Origin of the sequence: Streptoalloteichus tenebrarius (genome assembly GCF_024171885.1) — a bacterium.
Lineage (GTDB): Bacteria > Actinomycetota > Actinomycetes > Mycobacteriales > Pseudonocardiaceae > Streptoalloteichus > Streptoalloteichus tenebrarius.
In genome coordinates, this window is sequence record NZ_JAMTCP010000006.1 from 92,936 (window position 1) to 116,860 (window position 23,925).

The window sequence follows — 23,925 nt, forward strand, 5'->3', positions numbered from 1 at the left end:
GGATGCGCAAGGATCGGCGGCACCATGACTGCTTGGCTCGTCGTCGTCGTTCCCCTCGTGGTGATGTTCTTCGCGCTCTTCATGGAGCGCGTCGAGGCTCGCCTCCGACACGTCGCGGTCCGCGAGGACGAGGTCGGGGAGCTGCTGGACAACGCCCGACCGGACGAGGTGCGCGCGTTGTTCCGGTTCGGCATCGGTCGCGCCCTCGAACTGTTCCGCCTCCGCCGCGTGGGCGGCCGGGCCGCTCGGCGGCCCAGGGGGCCGCGCGGCTAGCCCTCATCCATCAGGGTGAAGCCGCCCCGGGGCGGGACCCGATGGTGCCGTGGCGTGGATCGCGCGGACAGGGCCTAGACTGCTCTGAGTGATCGGCGGCACCTCGCCGGCTCCTGCGCAGGAGAGGGCCGGCACTGGACAGACGGCCGCCGCGTCTCATAGGAGGGACGAGGTGGACGAGACCCTGGCCCGCGCGGGCATTTTCCAGGGCGTGGAGCCGGCTGCTGCGGAGGCGCTCGGGCAGTCGCTGGAGCCCGTGGAGTTCCCGCGGGGCCATGTGATCTTCTCGGAGGGAGAGCCCGGCGACCGGCTCTACATCATCCAGTCCGGCAAGGTGAAGGTCGGACGGAAGTCGCCGGACGGCAGGGAGAACCTGCTGGGCATCTTCGGTCCGGCCGACATGTTCGGCGAGCTGTCGATCTTCGATCCCGGCCCGCGCACCTCGACCGCCACCGCGGTCACCGAGGTGCGGGCCTACACGATGGACCGCCCCGCGCTGCGGGAGTGGATCGGCAAGCGGCCGGAGATCGCCGAGCAGCTACTGCGGGTGTTGGCCCGCCGACTGCGCCGGACCAACAACATGCTGGCCGACCTGATCTTCACCGACGTGCCGGGCCGGGTGGCGAAGGCGCTGCTCCAGCTCGCCCAGCGCTTCGGCAGCCAGGAGGCCGGCCTGCTGCGGGTCACCCACGACCTGACGCAGGAGGAGATCGCGCAGTTCGTCGGCGCCTCGCGGGAGACCGTGAACAAGGCGCTGGCGGACTTCGCGCACCGTGGTTGGCTCCGGTTGGAGGGCAAGAGCGTGCTCATCCTCGACCCGGAGCGCCTGGCCCGCCGGGCCCGCTGACCACGGCGCCGGGCGGCGCCCGGCGGTGATCTCGGTCCTCCCCGGTGGGGAGAGGGCCACTGGCCGCGCGGCGCTCTCCCGATGCCGCGCGGTCCTCGGGAACGACGACGTGAAGGCCATGCGCGCTCGCGCATGGCCTTCACGTCTGTCTCGGGCACGGACGACGGCGGTCCGGGGAGGAGGGCACTGGATCTCCCTCTCACTCGGTCGAGGGGGTGACGACGTCCCCCGGAACAGGGGTCGCCGCCCAGGCGTGATCGCGAGCGACCGGTCCGTCCGGCCTCGCGTGGAGCGGGTGCGGCGATATGGGAGGGAGTGGGTGCTGGCGCGGCCGACGGCCATGAAGGCGCCCAGCCGCGACGCCCCTCCTGGTCACCGGGAAGACCACGGCGCACGCTTCCAGAACTCCTGGTCAGGACGGTGAACCAACGGTTCCGGACATGACACGGGGGGTCGGGCGCCGCCCCCGACGCGGCGCACCGACCCCCCGTGTGTGGCGTGGTCCGTCCCCCGACCGACCACGCTCCCCCGCCTCCGGCGCTCTCGGCCCCGACCCGTTGCGCCGGAGGAAGCGACGGGGTGCGGCTGTCTGCGAACCTGCTGTGATCGGGATACCCGCTGAAGACACGACCGACACCGTCACCATGGCGGCGCGGGACCCGCCCACTCAAGCGTTGTCACCCTCCAGGACGGCCAAAAACCGCCATTCGTTGCCTGGATTCACCCAGAACACGCATCGTCGTGACCCTTTCGCAACAAATCTCACGGTGTGTGACCGCATTTTTCGGACCGCCCGCGGAAACTCCCCCCTGACGGACCAGCCGCACCGGCGGTCACCGAGGCGGCCGGAGAACGACGGAATGTCCCGTCGACGCCGCCTGTTCTGACCTACGACGAGGTTGGCCGCCGCGGTCTCAGGAGTGCGCGCCAGAACCGCTCCGCCGCTCGCGCGCCACCAGGGCCGGCGGCCGGGCGTGACGAATCCCACCAGTAAAGAGTGGTACGCCCGTACCACTCTTTGGCAGACTGGTACGCATGTCCCACTCTGCCTCCCTCGCGGACTACCGCGCCGCGCTGACCACGCCGGGCGCGCGCGGACCCGTCCTCGCGTCCCTGCTGGCCCGCCTCCCGGTGGCGATGGTGGGGCTCTCGCTCCTGCTCTACGTCGAGCGGACCACCGGGTCGTTCGCCGCGGCCGGCCTGGTCGCCGCCGGGGCGCTCGTCGGCGTGGCGACCGGGTCCGTCGTCCAGGGACGGCTGTACGACCGGTTCGGCCCGACGCGCCCTCTCACGATCACGGTCGCGTTGTTCGCCGTCGTCGTCGCCATCGAGGTCACGGCGATCGAGCTGCGCGCGCCCGTGCCCCTGCTCGTGGTGCTCGCGGCGATGACCGGCCTGACCGAGCCCATGGTCAGCCCGGCCTCCCGGGCGATGTGGTCCCGCCTGCTCCCCGCCGGACAGGCGCGACACGCGGCCTACGCCTACGAGGCCATCAGCATGGAGGTCTTCTTCATCCTCGGCCCCGGCCTGGCCGGCGTGCTCATGGCCGCGCCGTGGCCCGGCACCAGCCTCGTCGTCGCCGCCTCGCTGATGGCGCTCGGCGGCCTGGGCTTCGCCAGGACGGCCACCGTCCGCTCCTGGCGGCCGGAACGGGCGGAACGCTCGCGTGGTTCGCTGCTCGGCCCGCTGACCAGCCCCGGCATGCGCACCCTCGCCGTCGCCGCGTTCGGCTTCGGCGTGACGATCGGGTTCGTCGAGGTCGCCGTGCCGGCGGCGGCCCGCGACGCCGGCCACCCCGGCATGGGCGGCCTGCTCCTCAGCATGTGGTCGCTGAGTTCCGTGGTCTTCGGCGTCCTCTACGGCATGCGCCCCTGGCCTCGGCCGATGCACCTGCGGCTGCCCGCCCTGCTCGCCGGGTTCTCGCTGCTGCTGTTGCTGCCGGCGCTGCCGTCCTCGCTGCTGGGGCTCGCGATGGCGCTGCTCGCGGTCGGCACCCTGATCACGCCCCAGTCGACGGCGCACTCCGCCACCATCGAGCAGGTGGCCCCGCCGGCGATGGCGGCCGAGGCGTTCGGCTGGGTCGTCACCTCGGTGACGCTGGGGCTGGCCGCCGGCCAGTCGCTGAGCGGCCAGCTCGTGGAGGCGCACGGACCGAGCAGCGCCTTCCTGGCGGCCGCCGGCTCCGGGCTGGTGCTGGCCGTGGTCGTCTGGCTCTTCCGCGACACCGTCCGGCGCGGCGCGCCGAAGGCGAACGAGTCCGCCACGTCGCGGAACGACCGGACCCTCGTCGCCCCCTGACGCCCGTCCCCCACCCCGCTTCCGGCGCCGGAACCGGTCTCCTCCCGAGGCCGGTCCGGCGCCGGAGCGCTGGAGGGCTCCCCCACCGCCAGGCGGGACCGGTCGCCGAGAGCGGCTCAGACTCCCAGGAAGATCGGGTTGGTCAGGGCGACCATCGTGTCGGGAGTGGTGTCCGTGGGCACCGGGCGACGCACCTCGGCCCGCACCCACGCGGCCTCCCGCGCTCTCGTCGACCACCGCACCACGGCCGAGCCGGACGCGGGCACCGCGGCGCTGTGCGCGACGCCGCCCGGGGTGATCAGCCGGACCTCGCACCCCGGCGCCCCGGAGACCTCCAGGACCACGTCGACGGGCGCGCCTGGTCCCACCCGCAACCGCTGGCCGATCCCGGCGGGTCGCGCGCCGTGCGCCCCGGGACCCGAGGCCCGCAGGGCGAGCCCGACCCGACTCGACTCGGCCAGCCACGCCCGCCCCGCGCGCAGCCCGGCGAGGATCGACCGGGTCGCGAGGTCGTCGGCGAACACCACGGTCTGGGGCAACCCCACCACGTCCGACTCGCTGTGCGCGTCGCTGTTGCCCATCGCGGGCACCCAGTGCCCCGCGCACAGCAGGTCGTGCCAGGTGCGGACCGCGTGTTCGTCGTCGGCCGTCCACGGGCCGTTCCACACCTCGACCAGGTCCACGTCCCGGTAGCCGAAGCCCCAGGAGCAGCCCACGTAGGGGCAGTACGGGTGCGCCGCCACCGTCAGACCGCCCACCGCGCGCACCTCGTCCCGGAACCGCCGGAACCGGTCGGGCTCCTCGGCCCGGTACCGCCAGTCGATCCAGTGCCCGACGGGCAGGCCCAGCGCGAGCCAGTGGCCGGACCGCGTGGTGACCTCCTCTCCGTCGATGATCAGCAGGTCGGGCCCGGCGTGCTCGCCCCACCGCAGTCCCGCGGACGGGGTGTTGTGCTCGGTGGAGGCGACGAAGTCCAGCCCCGCCGCCCTGGCCGCGGCCGCGAGTTGGCCCGGTGTGCGGTGTCCGTCGGAGTGCATGGTGTGCAGGTGGCAGTCACCGCGGTACCAGGCCCGCCCCCGGCCGCGCGCCCGTTCCGGCGCCGGGACCGGGATGTGCGGGGGTCCCGACGGGCCGTACCGGAGCGTGACGTCGACCGCGTAGTTCATCCCCTGCGGGGCGACGGTGTACGGACCGAGGATCACGTGCCAGGTCCCCGGCTCGATCGGTCCGGGGAGGTAGCCCGGGGTCGCGTCACCGGCGTTGATGACGAAACCGTCGCGGAACCCTCCGGACCAGCCGCGGAAGCCGCGGTGGTCGCCGAGATCGTGCCCTGACGGATCGAAGCAGCCGATGTCGAGGGCGTTGCCGGGAAGTCCGGGTGGAGGTTGCGGCCGATCGTAGCGGTACCGGACCTCGATCTCCCGCACGCCGGCCGGCACTGTCACCGGAAGGTAGTACCAGTCCGGGGCGCCCGGCTCGAAGCGCCCGGTCACCGTGCGGGTCTCCTCCGCCTCGGCCTCCGCCGCCGCGGGGAACACCGTCCCGACCAGGGCCGCGCCACCGGCGACGAAGAACGTCCGCCGGCTCAGGTGGGCGCCGTGTCGCTCACACATGACCGCCTCCCGCCCCCTCGTCGTGACGCTACGGCCCTGGCCTTCCCCGGGGAAACCTCCATTCGGTGAACGGGAAATGTCGGGGCCGCTGCCTACCGTCCACGTCATGACCGTCGCCACGTCCGTCGCCGCGGAGGTCGCCATGGACGTCACCGTTCGGACCTCGGACCTGGCGGAGGCGGCGGGGAACGTGGTCCGACTGCTTCCCCCGCGTCTGCTCGACCCCGTCCTCGCCGGCCTGCTGGTCCGGGCCGAGCCGGACGGCCTCGTGCTCGCGGGCACGGACCGGGACCGCGCCGTCCGTCTGCGGCGGGACGCCACGACCCGCCTGGCGGGCGCGGCGCTCGTCCCGGCCCGCCCGCTCGCCGCGACCGCGCGCGCCCTGGACGCGCCGGACGTCCGACTCGTCGTGGAGGGCTCCCGGCTCGCGGTCCGCACACCCGGCGCCCGGTTCGCCCTCCCCCTGCTCGACCTCGACGCGCACCCCGGTGTGCCCGAGCCGCCGGAGGTGGTGGGCCGGGTCCCCGGTTCGCTCCTGGCGGCCGCCGCCCTCCCGGTCGCCGGCGCCGCGTCGCGGGATGACACGGTGCCGGCGTTCACCGGCCTCCGGATCCGGGCCGAGGGGGAACGCCTGGTGCTGGTGGCGACCGACCGCTACCGGATGGCGGTCGCCTCGCTCTCCTGGGAACCGGTCCGGGGTGGGCTTGACGTGCTGCTCCCCTCAGCGCTGGTGGCGGAGGTGGCGCGACAGGTCTCGGCCGCGTCCACGGTCGAGGTGCGGCGGACCGGATCCGGCGCCGACCGCGTCGCCGTGTCCTGGTCCGGGACCACGGTGGCCTGCGGCGTGCTGGACAGCCCGTTCCCCGACGAGAGCCGCTATCTTCCGTCCACAGTGGACTGCGAGGTGCTGGTGGACGCCGACCGGCTCGCGGCGGCGGTCCGCAGGGTCGCCCCGTACGCCGGCCCGTTCTCGTCCGTTCGGCTGGAGGTCGGGGACGACGCGCTGCGGGTCCAGGGCTCGGACCCGGCCTCGGGCGAGGCGGAGGAGACCGTGCCGGCGACCGTGGACGGAGACCCGGTGGCGCGGGTGTTCCGGGCGCGGTATCTGGGCGAGGCGCTCAGCGCGTTCTCCGGCTCCGCGGTGCGGCTGGGGATGCGAGGTGTCCACCAGGCGTCGCGGATCACGGCCGCGGAACCGGCGGCGAACGGCGTCGACCTGCGGTACGTGGTCATGCCGATCCGACCTCGGTGATCGTCGCCGTCGAGGGCCGCCGCAACTCCCACGCCGCGGCGACGGCGGTCACCACCAGCGCCAACGCCGTGCAGCCCAGCACGGCCCCTCGGGGTCCGGACAACTCCAGCCCGGCCGCCACCAACACGCCCGCGGCGCCGTATCCCAGGCCGCCGGCCGCGTAGATCGCGGAGAACGCCATGCTCCAGTGCCGTTGGGGAACACCCCGCTGCACGGCGAGCGACCGGGCCGCGTTCGTCGGCGTCTCCAGCAGGCCGACCAGCACCACCAGACCGAACGCGATGCCGGCCGCCGGGACGAGGAAGACGCCGGCGACGAACACCGCCATCAGCGCCAGCAGCAGGGCGGACTGCACCTCGGCGCGCCCAGGCCACTGTCGTCGCCCCCAGACCAGACCGGCCAGCACGCCCCCGACCGACATGGCGGTCAGCCAGCCACCCGACCATCTGCCGTCCACACCGAGCAGGGGCAGGAGGTCGGGCAGGGCGACGGTGGCCGCGCCCACGACGAGCATGGCGGCGAACGACTGCGCGCACGCCGGAAGCACCGTCGTCCAGCCGGCGCGCTCACCACCGGACGCGGCGGCGACCGCAGGGAGGTCGCGCAGCCTCAGGCTGGCGAGCACCCCGAGCAACGCGATCACCGCGATGAGCACCGTCGGCGCGACGGGGCCGACGGCGACCTGGACCCCGGCGACCACGGCGGGAGCCGCGGTCCACACGGTCGTGCTCACCGCGGACTCGACCGCGAGCACCGGCTGGGCCGCCGAGGGTGGTGCGAGTCGGATCGCGATGGCGCGCAGGCCGCCGTGGGCGCCCGCGGCCACGGCCCCTCCGAGCGCCACCAGCACGACGACGAGCGCCTGGGGCAGGACGTGCGCCCCCAGCGCCACCACGCCGAACAGAACCCCCTCCGCGCCGAGAACGAGCGCCAGCTCGCGGCGCGCGTCGACGCGGTCGAACCGGCGGCCGAGAGGCCCGGCCAGCACGGCCTCGGCGACCGCGTAGACGCCGACGAGGAGCGCTCCGAAGGCCGTGGAGCCGGCGACGGCCTGCCCGAGGTAGAGGATGCCCAGGGGGGCGAGCGCGACCGGGAAACGCTGACACAGCAGCACCAGCAGCCACGAACGGAGACCAGGGTCGCGAAGCAGGTCGCGGTAGGACGCGTTACCAGTCACAGGTTTGGACGGTAATCAGGCCGGGCGTTACCGGTCAATGGTTACGCTGGTAAGCATGGGAGCACCCAGCACGGCGCCCGGCGCCCTGGAACAGGTGCGGACGTTCCTCAACACCTGGCGCATCCCCAATGACACGCGCCAGGTCCAGGACCAGTTGCCGGAACTCGTGGCCGACCACCGGGCGTGGGCGGCGGACCTCCCCGACGTTCCCCCGCCCACCGACCTCGGCGAACTCCTCGACCTGCGGACGGCGCTCCGCGCCGCGCTCGGCGAGACGCACCCGTCGGGTCTCGACGACTGGCTCGTCCGCCACCCCGTCGTGGCCCGTGTCGGCGACGCCGAGCCGCCGGTCGTCCACAGGCCGGTGTGCCCCGACACGACGGGAGAACTGCTGGCCCTCGTCGTGGACGCGATCCAGCAACGCCGGTGGGCCCGGCTCAAGGCCTGCCCGGACTGCCAGTGGGTCTTCTACGACCACTCCCGCAACGCCAGCCGAACCTGGTGCGGGATGTACGCGGAGTCCGCCCACGGCAGGGCGTGCGGCAGCATCGCCAAGGTCAGGGCCTACCGGGCGCGCAAGGCTCAGGGCAACACCGCCTGAGCCCCGGCACTGGTGTGGACGGGCGTTCGCTCGCCGACCGCCCAGAGGGGCAACACCTGTCAGAACGACGGGCTCAGCGCTGCTCGCGCAGGTATTCGAGCTGCGCGCGCACCGACAGCTCCGCGGCCGGCCACAGCGCCACGTCGACCTCGGCGTAGACCAGCTCGACCACCTGGCGGGCGGTGGCGTCGGGACCCAACGTCACCAGGGCGTCGCGGACCTGCCCCAGCCGTTGTTCCCGGTGGGCCAGGTACGCCAGGGCCGCCTGGCCCGCGTCCGCCAGCTCGGGGCCGTGGCCGGGGAGAACGGTCGTTCCCGGGGGCAGGTCGGCGAGCCGGCGCAGGGACTCCAGGTAATCGGCCAGCCGGCCGTCCGGGTGCGCGACCATCGTGGTCCCCCGCCCCAACACGGTGTCCCCGGTCAACACGGAACCGGGGTCGCCCTCACCGGACACCAGGAAGCACAACGAGTCGGAGGTGTGCCCCGGGGTGCCGAGCACGCGGATGACGAGACCGGCCTCCTCCAGCACGTCGCCGTCGGCCAGTCCTTCGGACCCCCAGCGCAGCGCGGGGTCGAGTGCCCGCACGGGCGCGCCGACCATCTCGGCGAACCGCCTGGCGCCGGCGGAGTGGTCCGCGTGGCCGTGGGTCAGCAACACCTGCGACACCGGGCCGTGCTCGGCGATCCGTCGCAGGTGGACCTCGTCGTCCGGGCCCGGGTCCACGACGACGCACGCCGTGGCGTCGGGTGCCCGCAGGACCCACGTGTTGGTGCCGTCGAGCGTCATGGGCGACGGGTTCTCGGCCAGGAGCACCGAGGCGCACGGGGTCACCGGGCGCAGGACGCCGTAGGCGGGGTGCTCGGCCCGCACTCCTTCGACCAGCCCACTCATCGGCGCTCCAACCGGTCGCCCGGCCGGGCGTCGAGATGGCCGGCCGCCCCGTCGTACTCCGGATCACCGGGAAGGACGACGCACAGCGAGTCGCCGCGGCGCACGACCCGTGGCACGATCTTCTCGATCGTCCGGTCACTCGTCAACGCCGTCGACAACGCCACCGCGACCGAGCCGCACTCGGCCAGTTCCGCCAGGGTCATCCAGGTCGGCGGGAGCAACGCGCGTCGTCCCTCCCGCCAGTCCTCCAACGCCTCGACGGGCCGCTGCCACGCGGCGTCCTCCGCCTCCGTCGTGGCCCCGTCGGCGTGCTGGCCCGCGGGCAGCGCGGCCAGGAAGAACCGGGTGTCGTAGCGGCGGACCTCCTCCGCCGGCGTCACCCAGTTCGCCCACGGCCGCAGCAGGTCCGAGCGCAGCACGAGGCCGGCCTCGGACAGGAACTGGGCCAGCGACACGTCCCGGGACACGAGGGCCTGCCGCGCGTCGGCGTACTCGGTGGTGTCGGCGACGACCGAGGTCGCGTCCGGTCCGGCCAACAGGACGCCGGCCTCCTCGAAGGTCTCCCGCACCGCCGCGCACACGAGGGCGGTGGCCAGCTCGGGCTCGCACCCGAAACGGCGGGCCCACCACGCGGGCTCGGGTCCGGCCCAGGCCACCGAGGTGTCGGCGTCCCTCCGGTCGACTCCCCCGCCGGGGAACACGCTCATGCCTCCGGCGAAGGCCATGCCCAGGACGCGACGCAGGAGGAACACCTCCAGCCCGGCGCCGCCCTCCCGGACCAACACCACGGTGGCCGCGTCCCTCGGCTGGACGGGCGTCGCGGGCGGAACGTCCGGGATCAGGCCTTGCGGCAGGGTCAGGTCCTCGGGCAACTGGGGCACGCCCCGCACCCTAGACAGGTCACCGGTCGGTTGGCGACAGAACGCCAGGCGCGGCACGAAGATCTTCCCGTGCCCTGTCCGTTCCGTTCCGCGCGCTGTCGCCGTCGACAGGCCCCGGCGGCTCCGGAGCTCCTGGCGTGCCGCGCGGCCGTCGACCCGCGCGTGGAGTCGACCCGGCTCCGCGAAGCCGGGTGTCCTGGTGGTCGCGGCGACCCGCGCCCGGTGCTGGAGGCAGGATGGACGACGTGGACGAGCAGCTTCGGGTTGGGCTGGTGGGCGCGGGGCCGTGGGCGCGCCGGGTGCACGCTCCTGGTCTCGCGGACCATCCGGGAACCAGGCTGGCGGCCGTGTGGGCTCGCCGACGCGGCGCGGCGGAGGAGCTGGCCGGCGGCTACGGCGCCGAGGTGTGCGACAGCCCCGACGAACTTCTGTCCACTGTGGACGCAGTGGCGTTCGCGGTCCCGCCGTCGGTCCAGGCGGAGATCGCGCCCCTCGCGGCGCGCGCCGGCAGGCACCTGATCCTGGAGAAGCCGGTCGGGTCCACTGTGGACGAAGCACTGCGCGTGGCCGACGCGGTGTCCGCGACCGGGGTCGCCTCCCTGGTCATGCTCACGCGGCGTTTCGCGCCCGAGACCCGGTCCTGGCTGGCCGAGCTGGACCGGCTCGGCGGGTGGGCCGGCGGAAACGCGCGCTGGCTGTCCGGCGCCCTGCTGTCGGAGACGTTCGCCAACTCGGAGTGGCGCCACAGCGCGGGAGCTCTGGCCGACATCGGCCCGCACGCCGTCGACCTGATCGACGCCGCGCTCGGCGAGGTGACGGACGTGCTCGCCGCGCACCGCTCCCGCGGCGACCTCTGGCAGCTCATGCTCGGCCACACCAACGGCGCCACGAGCACGCTGACCATGTCGTTGCACCTGCCCGTGCGGCCGACGATCGTGGACTTCTCGGTCTACGGCCAGCACGGTGACCGGACGCTCAGCGGACGCGCCACCCCCGCCGAGGAGTGCTACACCAACCTGCTCGACGACTTCGTCGCGATGGTGCACAGCGGCACGGTCGAGCATCCCTGCGACGTGCGCCGGGGCGTGCACCTCCAACGCGTGCTCGACGCCGCGCGTCGGCTCGCGGGTTAGGACAACCGAGGTAATCGCGTTAACGCCACCGCTCCCCGGTCGATCACTAGGGTATCCGCCCGTGACCGCCCGAGGACATCTGGTGACTCCACAGCAGACCGAACTCCTCGCCCACACCCTCGACCCGGAGACCCTCCAGGAGCGGCTCCAGCGCCCGGACCGCGTGGCGGCGTGGTTGGAGGAGGCGCTGCGGAGACCGGAACCCGCGGACCCGACGGCCGCCCGGGTCCACCACGAACACATCGGCGTGGCCGCCCGGGTGCTGCGCCGCCTGGACGTCGCCGAGGAACACCTGCGCATCGCGTTGCGGCTGGCCGAGCGGCACGGCCCCGAACCGTCGGCGGTGCTGGCCCGCTGCCGGCTGGCCCACGTCCTCCAGTGGCAGGGGCGGTTGGACGAGGCGATCAACGAGTTCGACCGGTGCATCGAGGACGGCAGGCGGTTGCCCGAGCTGGCCGAGCACTACCACTTCGTCTTCCACCACGCGGGCAAGGCGCACTTCGACGCCGGGAACTGGGACCAGGCGCGGGAGCTGCTCGCCGTCGCGCTGCGGCTGCGCCTCGACCTGGCCGACCAGGGCGGGGTGGGCGAGGACGAGGTCCCGGCCGACGAGCTGGTCGAGGCGTCGCGGCTGGCGTTGGACACCGCCGACGCCTGCGGAACCGCCGCCGACGTCGACACCGAGGTCCGGCGGCTCGTGAACGGCATCACCGAGCGCGTGTCCGAACGCCGTGACGCTCTGTTCGCCGAACACCGCGTCTCCCGGCACGGCGACGTCCTGGTCGGCCTCCGGACGTTGTTACTTTCGGGCCCGGTGCACACGGACCTGGTGAGCGCCCTCTTCCCGGAGCACGCCGGCCTCGACGTCGCGCTCGCCGAGCTGGCCGCCGACGGCATGCTGCGCACGAGCGGCGACCACCTGGAGGCCACCGACGCCGCCCTCGTCCTGTTCCGCGCGCTCCTCGACCTGATCGACGACGTGGCGCGCTCCGTGTGGGGAGAACCCTCCGAGCTGGCGTCGGATCTGGACGACCTGGTGTGCTGCGCCACCGGCACCTCGCCCGGACCGACGTTCGACGCCTGGGTCGCGGCGAGCCCCGCCACCGGGGTGGCCGGCAGGGTGTTCGACCGCCTGTGCGCCCTGGCCGTCCACCGGGCCGACGCCCTGGCGGACGTGCTGGTCGCGGAGGGCCTCACGGCGGCCCAGCTCCGGGCGTTGTTGCCCGACGACCCGGTCCGACGGCGGATCGACGCGGCGAGCGGCAGGATCACCTCACGCGTCTACCGCCCCCTCGACGTCGAGCGGCGGGTGCGGATCACCGACGCGTTGCGCGGCCTGCCGAGCTGAGCCCCGGCCCGGACCACGCGCACGCGGCCCCGCCGCGCGTCACGCCGTCGACCCACCGGAGAGGTGCGGATACCCGTTGGGCGCGGGGACGGTGGGGCCGGTGGTCCACGAGCCGACACCGGGCGCCGGCTCGTTCGTCGCCAGGGACTCACCGGACGGGCGGGCGAGCTGCCACTTCCCGCTCTCCCGGCGGCCGCTCTGCTCCCGTTGCGCCAGTTCCTCGTGCAACCGGGCCAACAGGTTGCGTTCCCGGTCGGTGAGCTTGGCGTCGACGGCGGCTGGCAGCCGAGTCGCGGGCACCCCGCCGGGCACTGGATCGGACCCGTTGACAGCGGGAGCCTCGACCGCCGAGGGCTCGGCCGCCTCGTCCTCGACCAGCTCCGTCCCTGGATCGTCGTCGGTCGCGTCGGTCGCCGCCGGTTCCTCGACCGCGGAGGGAGGCTCCGCCTCCGCGACGGGCTCGTCCTCGACCTCCAGGGGCGACGTGTCGCCGACGGGCACCAGAGAACGGAACCGTCGTGGCTCGGGCCGGGGAGTGACACCGACGCCGTCCAGGTGGACCGGTGTCGCGGCGGCCAACGCCTTGCGGTGGTAGTCGGGCAGCTCGTCCCCGGTGCGGTAGACCTCCACCGCCGCCCACGTTCCCGCGGCCTGGAAGGCGGCCGTCATCTGGTAGCTGACCGCCGCCGGGTAGGCCTCCCCGTCCAGTTCGACGAGGACGACCCGGGCCGGCACCGCGCCCGGCGTGGCGCCAGCGGGCGTGACGCGCCAGGTCGCCCGGACCGACCGGACGCCCGTCAGCCGGTCGACGACCGGGCGCAGGGCCTCCTCCAGCCCGGAGGCCGGCTCGTCCCTGTCGTGGAACCGGTGCGGATCGGCCGGCAGCTCGTCGATCACCGTGAGCCGGTCGACGAGCGTGACGGGGGACCGCGTCGCGTCCAGGAGCTGGCGGAGCTGGTACCGCTCGCCGGGAGTCACCGGAACGCGGCCGGCCACCAGGCAGCCGACCAACAGCTCGACGGCGCGGTCCTGCTCGGCGACGGCGACCAGCTCGCGGACGGCCGCCGCCGCGTCGTCGTCGATCCGTCCGGCCAGGGAGAGCGACAGGTGGTGGAGCCGGTCCGTCAACGTTCGTCCGTCCACGGCGTGCCTCCATACTCGGGCCCGTGCGCGCGGGCCGGTCTCGTCGGGAACGAGGGGGCGGCGGAGGGAGGAGCTGGGCGGCTAGGCGCGGACGACGTCGGCGCCCACGCCCACCAGCTCGGACGACGCCAACGCCGCCCGGTGGTAGTCGGGGAGGTCGTGCAGGTCGGTGGGCAGGACCTCGACGCGCGGAACGCGCTCGCCGAGCGCCCGCAGCACGCGCTGGAGCTCGCCGGCCAGTCCGGCGTGGTCGGCGGTCGCGGTCACGAGCAGGACCCGTCGCGCCGCGCCGTCCGCGTCCCGGCGCCAGGAACACCTGATCTCACGCACGGTGGACCGCCCGCGCAGGGCGGCGGTCACCACGACGAGGGGCTGGTCCGCGTGGTCGGCGCCGCCGGGCGGTGTTCCGTCGAAGACGTGGGCGGGCGCGGGAGGCCCGTCCCGCACCGGCAGCGCGGCCACCATCGCCGGGTCGGCGCCCTCCGGCACGAGCGCCAGCGCCAGCCGATGCTCGTGGGCCGTCAGGCCGATCCGGTCGTGCAGCAGGGTGCGCGGCAGGGCGCGGACCAACACGTCCGACGCCCCGCCGGCCAACCAGTCCCGATACCGCCACAGCGGCTCGTCCGGCAGACGGCCGGCCAGCCGGAGCAGCAGCTCATGGCACTGCCGCGCGGACCGCACGGCCTCAGCCGACCTCGACGACGAGTTCGACCTCGACCGGCGCGCCCAACGGCAGCTCCGCGACCCCGACCGCGGACCTGGCGTGCTGGCCCGCCTCGCCGAACACCTCGCCGAGCAGCTCGGAGGCCCCGTTGACCACGGCGGGCTGCCCGGTGAACCCCTCGGCGGAGGCCACGAAACCGACCACCTTGACGACCCTGGTCACCGAGTCGAGGCCGACCAGGGCGTCAACGGCGGCCAACGCGTTGAGCGCGCACAGCCGCGCGTGCTCCTTGGCCTCCTCGGGGCTCACCTCCGCCCCGACCTTGCCGGTGGCGGCCAGCGTGCCGTCGACGAACGGGAGCTGTCCCGAGGTGAACACGAGCGATCCGCTGCGCGCGGCGGGCACGTAGGCGGCGACCGGGGCGGCGACCTTCGGCAGGTCGACGCCCAGCTCCGCCATGCGCTGCTTCCAGCCGCCCACGTCAGTTCCCCTTCGGCCGCTTCAGGTAGGCGACGTGCTGTTCGCCGGTCGGGTTCGGCAGCACCGTGACCAGCTCCCAGCCGTCCTCGCCCCACTGGTCGAGGATCTGCTTGGTGGCGTGGATCAACAGCGGGACGGTGGCGTACTCCCACTTGGTCATGGCGCGGAGCGTAGCCGGCCGCGCGGCCGTCCGGGTGGGCCGCCGGCCGAACGGCGGCCCGATCGCGGTCTCCCCGTGACGCCGGGGCGGCGCTACCGTGATCGGCGTGGAGACCTGGCGGATCGTGGCGACCTGCCTGCTCACGCTGGGTGGGCTCGTCCTGGTGCTGGTCGCGATGGCCCAGGCCCGCGACCGCAAGGGCAGCACGCGGGGCGACGTCGCGCGGTCGGCGTTGATCTCGCTCGGCGTGCTCGCGGTCGCCGACGCGCTGGCCGCCACGGTCCTGCCGTCGACCATCACCTGGGGGATCGTCGCCGCCGAGTGGATCCTCATCGGGGTCGTCACCCTCGCGGACTGAACCCTCCCGCGCGCACCGCCGCCGTGTCCCCGTGTCGGGCATCGCCCGGCCGGGACGCCTACGCTGATCGCGTGACGACCCCGCCCTCCGGCTGGACCGACGAGCTGGCCCGCGTCCGGCTGCACGTGGTGACCGGCAAGGGCGGGACCGGCAAGACCACCGGCGCCGCGGCGCTGGCCGTCGCCCTGGCCCACGGCGGCCGGCGGGTGCTGCTGGTGGAGGTCGAGGGGCGCCAGGGCCTCGCCCAGCTCTTCGGCCGGTCCCCGCTGCCCTACGCCGAGGAGCACCTCACGCGCGTCCCCGGCGGCGGCGAGGTCCGCGCCCTGGCCGTGGACGCCGAGGCCGCCCTGCTCGAGTACCTGTCGATGTTCTACAACCTGGGCTTCGCCGGGCGGACCCTGCGCAAGATGGGCGCGATCGAGTTCGCGACGACACTGGCCCCGGGCCTCCGCGACGTGCTGCTCACCGGCAAGGTGAAGGAGTGCGTCACCCGCACCGACTCCCGGGGTAGGCACGCGTACGACGCGGTGGTGCTGGACGCGCCGCCCACCGGGCGGGTCGCGAAGTTCCTGGACGTCACCAGGGCCATGGCCGACCTGGCCAAGGTCGGTCCGATCCGGGACCAGAGCGAGGGCGTGGTGCGGTTGCTGCACTCCGGCGAGACGGCCGTGCACCTCGTCGCCCTGCTGGAGGAGCTGCCGGTGCAGGAGACACTGGAGGCCGTGGACGAGCTGGACGCCGCCGACCTGCGCCCCGGCGCCGTGCTGGTCAACCGGGTCCGCCCGGTGCGACTGCCGGCGGGCGAGGTGGACACGGCCGCGCGGGGGGCGGTGGACGCCGAGCACGTCGTGTCCGGCCTGAGGAACGCCGGCCTGGACCCCGCCCCCGCCGTCGTGACCGGTCTGGTCGACCAGACCGTCGAACACGCGTTGCGCGTCCGCTCCGAACGCGCGGCCATGACCCAGCTCGCCGCGGCCGGCCTTCCCGTGCTGGAGCTGCCCGACCGACCCGACGGGATCGACGCGGGGGTCGTGCACGAGCTGGCCGAGCTGCTGATCGAGCAGGGGGTCAGATGAGCTCGCCCAGAGCGGGGCGCCCGCCCATGCTGGACGTCGACGGGCTGCTGGACGACCGGGGGACCAGGGTCCTCGTGTGCTGCGGATCCGGCGGGGTCGGCAAGACGACCACGGCGGCGGCGCTCGCGCTCCGCGCGGCCGAGCGGGGACGCCGGGTGGTGGTGCTGACCATCGACCCCGCGCGCCGGCTCGCCCAGTCGCTCGGACTGCGCCAACTCGGCAACCACCCCCGCCGCGTCCAGCTCGACGGGGACTTCCCCGGCGAACTCAGCGCGATGATGCTGGACATGCGGCGCACCTTCGACGAGATGGTGATGACGCACGCCGGGCGGGAGCGCGCGGAGCAGATCCTCGCCAACCCCTTCTACCAGACCATCTCCACGTCGTTCTCCGGCACGCAGGAGTACATGGCGATGGAGAAGCTGGGGCAGCTCGCGGCGACGGGGGACTGGGACCTGATCGTCGTGGACACCCCGCCGAGCCGGTCGGCGCTGGACTTCCTCGACGCGCCGCAACGGCTGTCCTCGGTGCTCGACGGCCGGATCATCCGCATGCTGTCGGCGCCGGCGAGGGCCGGCGGCCGGGGCATCGCCCGGCTCGTGGGGGCCGGTTTCGGTCTGTTCGCCAAGGCCGTGTCCACGGTCGTCGGCGGTCAGCTACTCGCGGACGCGTCGGCGTTCGTGCAGGCGTTCGACAGCATGTTCGGCGGGTTCCGGGAGCGGGCCAAGGCCACGTACCGGTTGTTGCGGTCGCCGGGGACCGCGTTCCTCGTGGTCGCCGCGCCGGAGCCGGACGCCCTGCGGGAGGCGGCCTACTTCGTCGAGCGGCTGGCGGCCGAGGGCATGCCGTTGGCCGGTCTGGTCCTCAACCGCACCCACCCCGTGCTGGCGGATCTGCCCGCGCCGAGCGCGCTGGCGGCGGCGGACGAGCTGGACCGCTCGGGGGACGACCCGGTCGTCGCGGCGGTGCTGCGCCTGCACGCGGACCGGGTCGCGGTGGCCGAGCGGGAGAAGCGCCTGCTCGGCCGGTTCGTCGACGCGCACTCCGAGGTGCCGTTGATCGGCGTTCCCGCGTTGCCGACGGACGTGCACGACATGGAGGGCCTGCGCGAGATCGGCCATCGCCTGGCCGGCACCTGAGGCGTCCCGCACCCGGCGACCACTCCGGACGTCTGACCCCCTCGCGGCCACCCGCCCTCACTGGCCCGCCCCGAGCGCCAGGAATCCCCTTCCCCCAGGTCAGCCCCCACCCGCCCGGGGGGCGAGCCCCGCTCCAGCCTATCCAGCGCCGATCAGCCGAGCCACCCCGAACCCCGAGCCTGTGGACAACTCGGGCACCTGTGGATAACTCGCCTGGCCGGCACGGGAAACCCCGTGCTGGCAACACTTTCCGGTGACTGATGCCCCGACCGGGCGACCCCGGTGCGGCAACCACTCGAAAGAGGGCGCGTCACTCGAATTCGTGGCCAGTGACGGGCCGCAGGAGCCGCGGTCGGCCGGCGACGGCGGAACGCGCCGGCCGACCGCGGGACAGCCGGTCCCCCGCTAGCTGACCTTGGCCTCCGTGTCGTCGTGGTCCCGCCGAGCCGCGTCGAGCAGCTCGTGCCACGACTCCACGTCGGGCCGGCGGCGCAGCAACGCCCGCCGCTCACGCTCGGTCATTCCGCCCCAGACACCGAACTCGATCCGGTTGTCCAGGGCCTCGGCCAAGCACTCGGTCCGCACCGGGCAGGCGAGGCAGACCAACTTCGCCTTGCGCTGCTCGGCGCCGCGGACGAACAACCTGTCGGGGTCCTCGTCACGGCAAGCGGCGCGGGTGCGCCAGTCCCCCTGGTCGAACACCATGTCCCCCAGCTCCTGTCGTCGTCGCGACGAACCCGGCACCCCCCGGCACCGGGTCGACAGCACACTTTCGGGGAGTGCGCTGACGCGTGTGGTCGTGAAGACGTTGACGGACTGTAGAGCCATCTGGTTCCCGGTCCAACACCGGGTTGCTCACCCGTTACGTGAAGTCACCGCTTTGGGCAAGACGACAGGTCACCATCAGAGGCCGCAGTTACCCTGGCCCCGTGCGAGTCAGGGACGGCCTGCTCCAGCTCCTCGGGCTCTGCGTCCTGGCCGGCGTCCTCGTCGCGGGGATGCTGTTCCCGGTCGTGGGCTCGATCGGCGTCGTCTCCAACCGCGCCAGCGACACCGTCGACAACATCTCGGCCGACCTGGTCGGCGTCGACCCGCCCCTGGTCACGACGATCACCGACGTCACGGGCAACGCGATCGCCTACCTCTACGACCAGTACCGGGTGCTCACGCCGCCGGACAAGATCGCCGACACGATGAAGGCGGCGATCGTCGCCATGGAGGACAAGCGGTTCTACGAGCACGACGGCGTCGACTGGCGGGGCACGATGCGCGCCTTCGTCACCAACCAGCTCCACGGCGAGATCGCCCAGGGCGGGTCGTCGCTGACCCAGCAGTACATCAAGAACTACCTGGTCCACGTGGTGGCCAAGACGCCGACCGAGCGGGCGCGGGCCACCGAGCAGACGCCGGCCCGCAAGCTCCGCGAGATCAGGGTGGCGTTGCAGCTCGAGAAGAGGCTGGGCAAGGACGAGATCCTCACCCGCTACCTGAACGTCGTGCCGTTCGGGAACCAGACCTACGGCGTGGCCGCCGCGGCCAGGACCTACTTCGACACGACGCCCGACCAGCTCACCATTCCCCAGGCCGCCATGCTGGCCGGACTGGTGAACCAACCGGGCTACCTCAATCCGGTGACAAACCCGGACGGCGCGGTCAAACGGCGCAACACCGTGATCGACAAGATGGTCGAGTACGGCAGCATCACCCGCGAGATGGGCGAGGAGGCCAAGCAGCAGCCGCTGGGCCTCGTGCAGCCGCTCAACATGCTCCAGAACGGGTGCATCGGCGCGGGGCCGTCCGACGGCTTCTTCTGCTCGTACGTCCTCCAGTACCTCGAACGCGCCGGCTTCTCGCTGGACAACGTCAAACGCGGTGGCTACACCATCAGGACCACGCTCGACCCGCTCATCACCAAGGCGGCCAAGCAGGCCGCCGAGGCCCAGGTCCCCAAGCAGACCAAGGGAATCGCGAACGCGATGGCCGTGGTCCAGCCGGGCAGGGACCGGCACCGGGTGCGGGCGCTGGTCGCCAACCGGGACTACGGGCTGGACGTCGAGAAGGGCCAGACCCAGTACGACCTGCCGAGCGGCGTGACGAAGTTCGGCGCCGGCTCGATCTACAAGATCTTCGTGGCCGCCGCGGCCCTGGAGAAGGGCATGGGAATCCACAACATCGTGGACGTGCCCTCGAGCTACACCTCCCGCGTCTACCTGAACAACCTGGGCCCCTACACCGTCCACAACGCGCCGACCGCCTCCTACCGCAGCTCGATGACGCTCCAGGACGCCCTGGCCCAGTCGCCGAACACCACGTTCGTCAAGCTCCAGGAGCGCGTGGGACTGGACGCCGCGGTCGACATGGCGATCCGCCTGGGGCTGCGCGAGGGCATGCAGGGGGTCAACCGCAGCGGCGAGCCGCTCGCCCGCGACGGGTCGAACGGCCCGTCCCAGGCGCAGTTCATCAAGGACAACAAGATCGGCCCCTTCACCCTCGGGTTCGGCCCGACCAGCGTGTTGGAGCTGGCCAACGTCAGCGCGACGTTGATGAGCGGCGGCATGTGGTGCCCGCCAAGCCCCATCGAGGAGGTGCTCGACCGCCACGGCCGGCCGGTGCCCCTCACCGAGGCGCCCTGCGAGCAGGTGGTGGCCAGCGGGCTGGCGAACACCCTCGCCATCGGGCTGAGCAAGGACGACCAGCAGGGCGGCACCGCGTTCAACGCGGCCAAGGAGGTCGACTGGAACCGGCCGATGATCGGCAAGACCGGGACGACGGAGAACTACCACTCGGCCGGCTTCACCGGCTCCACCCCGCAGTTCTCCGGAGCCACCCTGATCTTCACGGACGGCGTCGGACCGCAGGGCATCTGCGACGGCAAACCGCCGAGGCTGTGCGGGAACGGCGGCCACATGTTCGGCGGCATGGTGCCGGCGCGCACCTGGTTCGCGGCGATGAAGGAGATCCACGCCGGGCTCCCCGCGGAGCCCCTGCCTCCCGCCGACCCCCGGTACCTGCACGGCGGAAGCGAGGTGCGGGTGCCGGACGTCGTGGGCAAGGCGGAGAACGAGGCGCGGACGCTGCTGGAGCAGGCCGGCTACAAGGTCGAGCGGCGGTCGATCAACAGCTCGTTCCCGAAGGGCGTGGTGGCCAGCCAGAGCCCCCGGGGCGTGGCGCTGCCCGGCGAGATGGTTACGATCTGGGTCAGCAGCGGGCACGTGCCCCAGCCGTCGCCGAGCGAGGGGCCGTCGGCGACCAGCCGTCCGGAGAGCCCGGGGCGCAACGCCCCCGACCAGGGGAGCACTCCGCCGTCCCAGTCGCCGACGTCGCCGCGGACGACCGAGGGCGGGCAGTCGACGAACCCGCGCTTCAGCGAGCCTCCGCCCGACGGCCCGCCCCCTGGCGGCCCACCGCCGTACCGGATCCCCACGTTGTCCCCGTATCGGCGCTGACGCCTCCGGGGTGGCCCGGAACGAGGCAACGCCCCCTGTCTGTCCTTTTTGGACAGACAGGGGGCATTGCCGTTCCGCTCCTGGGGACCTTCTGCCGCGCTGGACGCGGCGCGCCGCCGGCCTCAGCCCTGGAGGTGGCCGCGCACGGCCGCCGCGATCCTGGCGCCCTCGGCACGGCCCGCGACCCTGGCGTTGGCCGCCTTCATGACCTGCCCCATCTGCTTCGGGCCAGGGCGTTCCCCGAGCAGGCGGGCGACCTCATCGACGGCCTCGCGCACGAGTTCGGCCAGGGTGGCGTCGTCGAGCTGCGCCGGCAGGTAGCGGGCCAGCACCTCGCCCTCGGCGCGTTCCTTGGCCGCCAGCTCGTCCCGTCCCGCGCCGGCGAACGCCTCGGCCGCCTCCCGGCGCTTCTTGGCCTCCCTGCGGAGGACCCTGAGCACCTCGTCGTCGGACAGCTCACGGGCGGCCGAGCCGGCCACCTCCTCGGTCGTGATCGCGGCCAGCGCCATCCGCAGCGTGTCCACCACGGTGGTGTCCCGCTCCTTGATCGCCGCGGCCAGATCGGCCTGCAACCGCGCCTTCAACTCCGCCATGAATCAGACCCTACTCGGCATCCCGCCACTCGGCGCCCGGCGTTTTCCCGGCACGAACAGGGAAAGCAGAGGACATCGAACGAGACAGCCCTGCGCAGCAAGCGGTTGTGAATGCCTTTCACGCAAGCTTCTGGGTCTGGCAGCAGGCCACACCCTCCTCGATGCGGCAACTGCCACGGACGGCGTATTCCCATCCGAATCTCGCGCTCGGAGCGGGGCCGAACCCCAGCTCGCCGCGGCCACACAGCCAGAAGAACTTTGGGAAGAGCACAATTTTGTCCCATCCGCACTCCCTTTTCGCCAGCAGCGTCCCGAAGTTCCCGGTCCTACTGGTGACGCACCGCGCGTCGTCTCCGTCGGAGAACCGACGGAAAGCAGCCAAATCGAAGAGGGTCTGAGCCCTCGGAGCAGAGACACCGCTTTTGGGTGACGCTGACGACTCCGAAGGACCGGTCCCCGCTCTCCCCCATCCTGACCACGACACTCGCGCTCGGTCAGCACCCTCGCCGCCGAAGGCGGGCTACGTCAGGCCGCCGTGACGCGCGCCGTAGTCTCGGAGTCGTGAACACCTTCGGTCGGATCCTGCTCGGCACCGCCGCACTCGGCGTGGGCACGCTCGCCTACTCCGCCGGATACGAGCGACGACGGTGGACCCTGCGACAGGCCACCCTGCCGGTGCTCGCGGCGGGCTCCCAGCCGATGCGCGTGTTGCACATCTCCGACCTGCACATGACCCCGGGGCAGGAGTCGAAGCAGCGCTGGGTGTCCTCCCTCGCCGATCTCCGCCCCGACCTCGTGGTGAACACCGGCGACAACCTCGCGCACCCCCAGGCCGTCCCTGCCGTGCTGCGGGCGCTGGGGCCGCTGCTGGAGTTCCCCGGGGTGTTCGTCTGGGGCAGCAACGACTACTACGCGCCGAGGCCGAAGAACCCGGCGCGGTACCTGTTGCCCTCCAGCAAGACCAAGCGCATCCACGGCGTTCCCCTGCCCTGGCAGGACCTTCGCGCGGCGATGGCGGAGCGGGGATGGCTCGATCTGACCCACGTGCGCCGTCGGCTGACCGTCGCCGGGCAGGCGGTCGTCGCCGCCGGTCTGGACGACCCGCATCTCAAGCGGGACCGGTACGAGCAGATCGCCGGGCGGCCGGACCCCAGGGCGGCCCTGCGGCTGGGCGTCACCCACTCCCCGGAGCCGCGCGTGCTGGACGGGTTCGCCGGGGACGGCTACGACCTGGTGCTGGCCGGGCACACCCACGGCGGACAGCTCCGCCTTCCCGGGTACGGCGCGATCGTGACCAACTGCGAACTCGACCGGAGCAGGGCGCGGGGCGCGTCCCGGTGGGGCGCGCACACCTGGCTGCACGTCTCGGCGGGCCTGGGAACGTCGCCCTATGCGCCGGTGCGGTTCGCCTGCCCGCCGGAGGCGACCCTCCTCACGCTCGTGCCCCGAGACGAAAATCCTGGTCAGGGCGGTGTGACGGAGGCTACGGGGGCCCGATTCGGTGCTGGGGCCGACTACCTGTAAGCTAAGTCCCGTCCAACGGGGTGTGGCGCAGCTTGGGAGCGCGCTTCGTTCGGGTCGAAGAGGTCGTGGGTTCAAATCCCGCCACCCCGACAGGACGCAGGGCCGCGGAGCCGGAAGGCACCGCGGCCCTGCTGCTTTTCACCCGTTCGGCGCGGCCACACTGCGGTAGGAAGATCACCGTGGATCCCACGGAGCTCCGGGACCGGATGTACGGGCCGGAGGATCTCGCCACCCGGGACATGTTCGCGGGCGGTTTCATCAACTTCGGTTACTGGGCCAGCATTCCGCTCGACGGCCCGCTGAGCGTCGAGCAACGGATCACGAGCCAACGCCGGCTGTACGAGGTCGCGCTGGACGCCCTCGGGGTCTCGCCGGCGACCCGACTGCTGGAGGTCGGGTGCGGGCGGGGGCTGGGCACGGCGTTGGCCGCCGGCGCGTACCGGGCCCGGTCGGCCCACGGCGTCGACATCCACCCTGACCAGGTGGCCAGGGCGCGGCGGGCCAACGCCGAGGCGATCCGCGCGGGGAGAGGACGGCTCGACTACCGCCAGGGAGCGGCCAACGACCTCCCGTTCCCGGACGGTTCCTTCGAGCGAGTGCTGTCCGTCGAGGCGGCCCAGCACTTCGACGACGTCCCCGGGTTCGCCAGGGAGGCGTTCCGGGTGCTCTCCCCCGGTGGGCGTCTGCTCGTCACGACGTTCTTCGCCACGGGCGAGTCGTACGCGGGGGAACTCGCGAGCCTGTTGGAGACGATGCGCATGGGCATCGACCACGCCACGAGTGTGGGGAGCATGGCGCGTGCGCTCACCGCCGCGGGCTTCTCCGAGGTCAGCACCCGCAGCATCGGGGAGCACGTGTGGCCGGGCTGGGACCGCTGGCTGGCGCAGACGGAGGGCGCCAACCACTGGACGAGGAACTGGCTCACCGCCTACCGGCTGGGGCTACTCGACTACTACGTGGTCGTCGCCCAGCGAGCGGCCTGAGCACGGGGCCGACCGGGGGAATCCGTCGCCCGGAGGGACGCGGT

Annotated in this window: 23 protein-coding genes and 1 tRNA gene; 14 read left to right on the forward strand and 10 right to left on the reverse strand. The window is 73.2% G+C overall.

The window, feature by feature from the left end; translation table 11 throughout:
- Positions 1-24 precede the first annotated feature (24 nt).
- From LX15_RS08465 to LX15_RS08475, 3 genes are all read left to right on the forward strand, one after another.
- The gene (locus LX15_RS08465; protein WP_253668946.1) at positions 25-273 is read left to right on the forward strand and encodes a hypothetical protein; all 249 of its coding nucleotides are present in this window, start codon (positions 25-27) and stop codon (positions 271-273) included.
- 172 nt (positions 274-445) lie between these two features.
- Complete coding sequence (locus LX15_RS08470) at positions 446-1,120, forward strand: Crp/Fnr family transcriptional regulator (RefSeq protein ID WP_073479947.1); 675 nt, start codon at positions 446-448, stop codon at positions 1,118-1,120.
- A gap of 1,035 nt (positions 1,121-2,155) precedes the next feature.
- Entirely contained in the window at positions 2,156-3,418 is a 1,263-nt protein-coding gene (locus tag LX15_RS08475) for an MFS transporter (protein ID WP_253668947.1), read from the forward strand.
- Positions 3,419-3,534: 116 nt separating this feature from the next.
- On the opposite strand, the gene LX15_RS08480 is transcribed toward LX15_RS08475, so the two are convergent.
- Positions 3,535-5,031 (reverse strand): CehA/McbA family metallohydrolase, encoded by a 1,497-nt coding sequence (locus LX15_RS08480; RefSeq protein WP_253668948.1) that lies wholly within the window; start codon positions 5,029-5,031, stop codon positions 3,535-3,537.
- A gap of 106 nt (positions 5,032-5,137) precedes the next feature.
- On the opposite strand from LX15_RS08480, the gene dnaN reads away from it, so the two are divergent.
- Positions 5,138-6,283: a DNA polymerase III subunit beta gene (dnaN, locus tag LX15_RS08485; RefSeq protein WP_253668949.1), complete on the forward strand. Its 1,146-nt coding sequence runs from the start codon at positions 5,138-5,140 to the stop codon at positions 6,281-6,283.
- Here the strand turns inward: dnaN and LX15_RS08490 are convergent.
- Positions 6,261-7,460: an MFS transporter gene (locus LX15_RS08490; RefSeq protein ID WP_253668950.1), complete on the reverse strand. Its 1,200-nt coding sequence runs from the start codon at positions 7,458-7,460 to the stop codon at positions 6,261-6,263. The genes dnaN and LX15_RS08490 overlap by 23 nt on opposite strands.
- Before the next feature lie 55 nt (positions 7,461-7,515).
- Between LX15_RS08490 and LX15_RS08495 the strand changes: the two genes are divergently transcribed.
- Positions 7,516-8,061 (forward strand): CGNR zinc finger domain-containing protein, encoded by a 546-nt coding sequence (locus tag LX15_RS08495; RefSeq protein WP_253668951.1) that lies wholly within the window; start codon positions 7,516-7,518, stop codon positions 8,059-8,061.
- A 73-nt stretch (positions 8,062-8,134) separates the two neighbouring features.
- On the opposite strand, the gene LX15_RS08500 is transcribed toward LX15_RS08495, so the two are convergent.
- Positions 8,135-8,953: an MBL fold metallo-hydrolase gene (locus tag LX15_RS08500; RefSeq protein ID WP_253668952.1), complete on the reverse strand. Its 819-nt coding sequence runs from the start codon at positions 8,951-8,953 to the stop codon at positions 8,135-8,137.
- Entirely contained in the window at positions 8,950-9,825 is an 876-nt protein-coding gene (locus tag LX15_RS08505) for an NUDIX hydrolase (protein WP_372502523.1), read from the reverse strand. The genes LX15_RS08500 and LX15_RS08505 overlap by 4 nt, the downstream gene beginning before the upstream one ends.
- A 245-nt stretch (positions 9,826-10,070) precedes the next feature.
- Between LX15_RS08505 and LX15_RS08510 the strand changes: the two genes are divergently transcribed.
- Both LX15_RS08510 and LX15_RS08515 read left to right on the forward strand, forming a co-directional pair.
- Positions 10,071-10,967: a Gfo/Idh/MocA family protein gene (locus LX15_RS08510; RefSeq protein WP_253668953.1), complete on the forward strand. Its 897-nt coding sequence runs from the start codon at positions 10,071-10,073 to the stop codon at positions 10,965-10,967.
- 82 nt (positions 10,968-11,049) lie between these two features.
- Positions 11,050-12,315 (forward strand): tetratricopeptide repeat protein, encoded by a 1,266-nt coding sequence (locus LX15_RS08515; protein WP_253668954.1) that lies wholly within the window; start codon positions 11,050-11,052, stop codon positions 12,313-12,315.
- A 39-nt stretch (positions 12,316-12,354) separates the two neighbouring features.
- Here the strand turns inward: LX15_RS08515 and LX15_RS08520 are convergent, their stop codons facing one another.
- From LX15_RS08520 to sp36, 4 genes are all read right to left on the reverse strand, one after another.
- Positions 12,355-13,458 carry a hypothetical protein gene (locus tag LX15_RS08520; protein WP_253668955.1) on the reverse strand — a complete coding sequence of 368 codons (1,104 nt, stop codon included), beginning with the start codon at positions 13,456-13,458 and terminating at the stop codon, positions 12,355-12,357.
- An 81-nt stretch (positions 13,459-13,539) separates the two neighbouring features.
- A complete protein-coding gene (locus tag LX15_RS08525; protein ID WP_253668956.1) occupies positions 13,540-14,139 on the reverse strand; it encodes a hypothetical protein in 600 nt (199 codons plus the stop codon).
- A gap of 4 nt (positions 14,140-14,143) precedes the next feature.
- Positions 14,144-14,581, reverse strand: coding sequence for a RidA family protein (locus tag LX15_RS08530; RefSeq protein ID WP_253669060.1), 438 nt, complete (start codon positions 14,579-14,581; stop codon positions 14,144-14,146).
- A gap of 22 nt (positions 14,582-14,603) precedes the next feature.
- Complete coding sequence (gene sp36 / locus LX15_RS08535) at positions 14,604-14,762, reverse strand: Sp36 family protein (protein WP_253668957.1); 159 nt, start codon at positions 14,760-14,762, stop codon at positions 14,604-14,606.
- Positions 14,763-14,868: 106 nt separating this feature from the next.
- On the opposite strand from sp36, the gene LX15_RS08540 reads away from it, so the two are divergent.
- The 3 genes from LX15_RS08540 (at position 14,869) to bagB (ending at position 17,335) form a co-directional block, all read left to right on the forward strand.
- Positions 14,869-15,120, forward strand: coding sequence for a hypothetical protein (locus LX15_RS08540; RefSeq protein WP_253668958.1), 252 nt, complete (start codon positions 14,869-14,871; stop codon positions 15,118-15,120).
- Positions 15,121-15,191: 71 nt separating this feature from the next.
- Positions 15,192-16,196 carry an ATPase BagA gene (gene bagA / locus LX15_RS08545; protein ID WP_253668959.1) on the forward strand — a complete coding sequence of 335 codons (1,005 nt, stop codon included), beginning with the start codon at positions 15,192-15,194 and terminating at the stop codon, positions 16,194-16,196.
- The gene (gene bagB, locus LX15_RS08550) at positions 16,193-17,335 is read left to right on the forward strand and encodes an ATPase BagB (protein WP_253668960.1); all 1,143 of its coding nucleotides are present in this window, start codon (positions 16,193-16,195) and stop codon (positions 17,333-17,335) included. The genes bagA and bagB overlap by 4 nt, the downstream gene beginning before the upstream one ends.
- A 405-nt stretch (positions 17,336-17,740) precedes the next feature.
- Here bagB and LX15_RS08555 read toward each other — a convergent pair whose 3' ends face one another.
- Complete coding sequence (locus tag LX15_RS08555) at positions 17,741-18,040, reverse strand: WhiB family transcriptional regulator (protein ID WP_253668961.1); 300 nt, start codon at positions 18,038-18,040, stop codon at positions 17,741-17,743.
- Positions 18,041-18,264: 224 nt separating this feature from the next.
- On the opposite strand from LX15_RS08555, the gene LX15_RS08560 reads away from it, so the two are divergent.
- Positions 18,265-20,781, forward strand: a complete 2,517-nt coding sequence (locus tag LX15_RS08560) for a penicillin-binding protein (protein WP_253668962.1) — start codon at positions 18,265-18,267, stop codon at positions 20,779-20,781.
- 122 nt (positions 20,782-20,903) lie between these two features.
- Here LX15_RS08560 and LX15_RS08565 read toward each other — a convergent pair whose 3' ends face one another.
- Positions 20,904-21,374 carry a GatB/YqeY domain-containing protein gene (locus LX15_RS08565; protein WP_253668963.1) on the reverse strand — a complete coding sequence of 157 codons (471 nt, stop codon included), beginning with the start codon at positions 21,372-21,374 and terminating at the stop codon, positions 20,904-20,906.
- A gap of 561 nt (positions 21,375-21,935) precedes the next feature.
- On the opposite strand from LX15_RS08565, the gene LX15_RS08570 reads away from it, so the two are divergent.
- From LX15_RS08570 to LX15_RS08580, 3 genes are all read left to right on the forward strand, one after another.
- On the forward strand, positions 21,936-22,898 hold the full coding sequence (locus tag LX15_RS08570; RefSeq protein WP_253668964.1) for a metallophosphoesterase: 963 nt from the start codon (positions 21,936-21,938) through the stop codon (positions 22,896-22,898).
- 16 nt (positions 22,899-22,914) lie between these two features.
- A tRNA-Pro gene (locus LX15_RS08575) sits at positions 22,915-22,988 on the forward strand.
- Positions 22,989-23,077: 89 nt separating this feature from the next.
- Positions 23,078-23,881 (forward strand): class I SAM-dependent methyltransferase, encoded by an 804-nt coding sequence (locus tag LX15_RS08580; protein ID WP_253668965.1) that lies wholly within the window; start codon positions 23,078-23,080, stop codon positions 23,879-23,881.
- Positions 23,882-23,925: the final 44 nt, after the last annotated feature.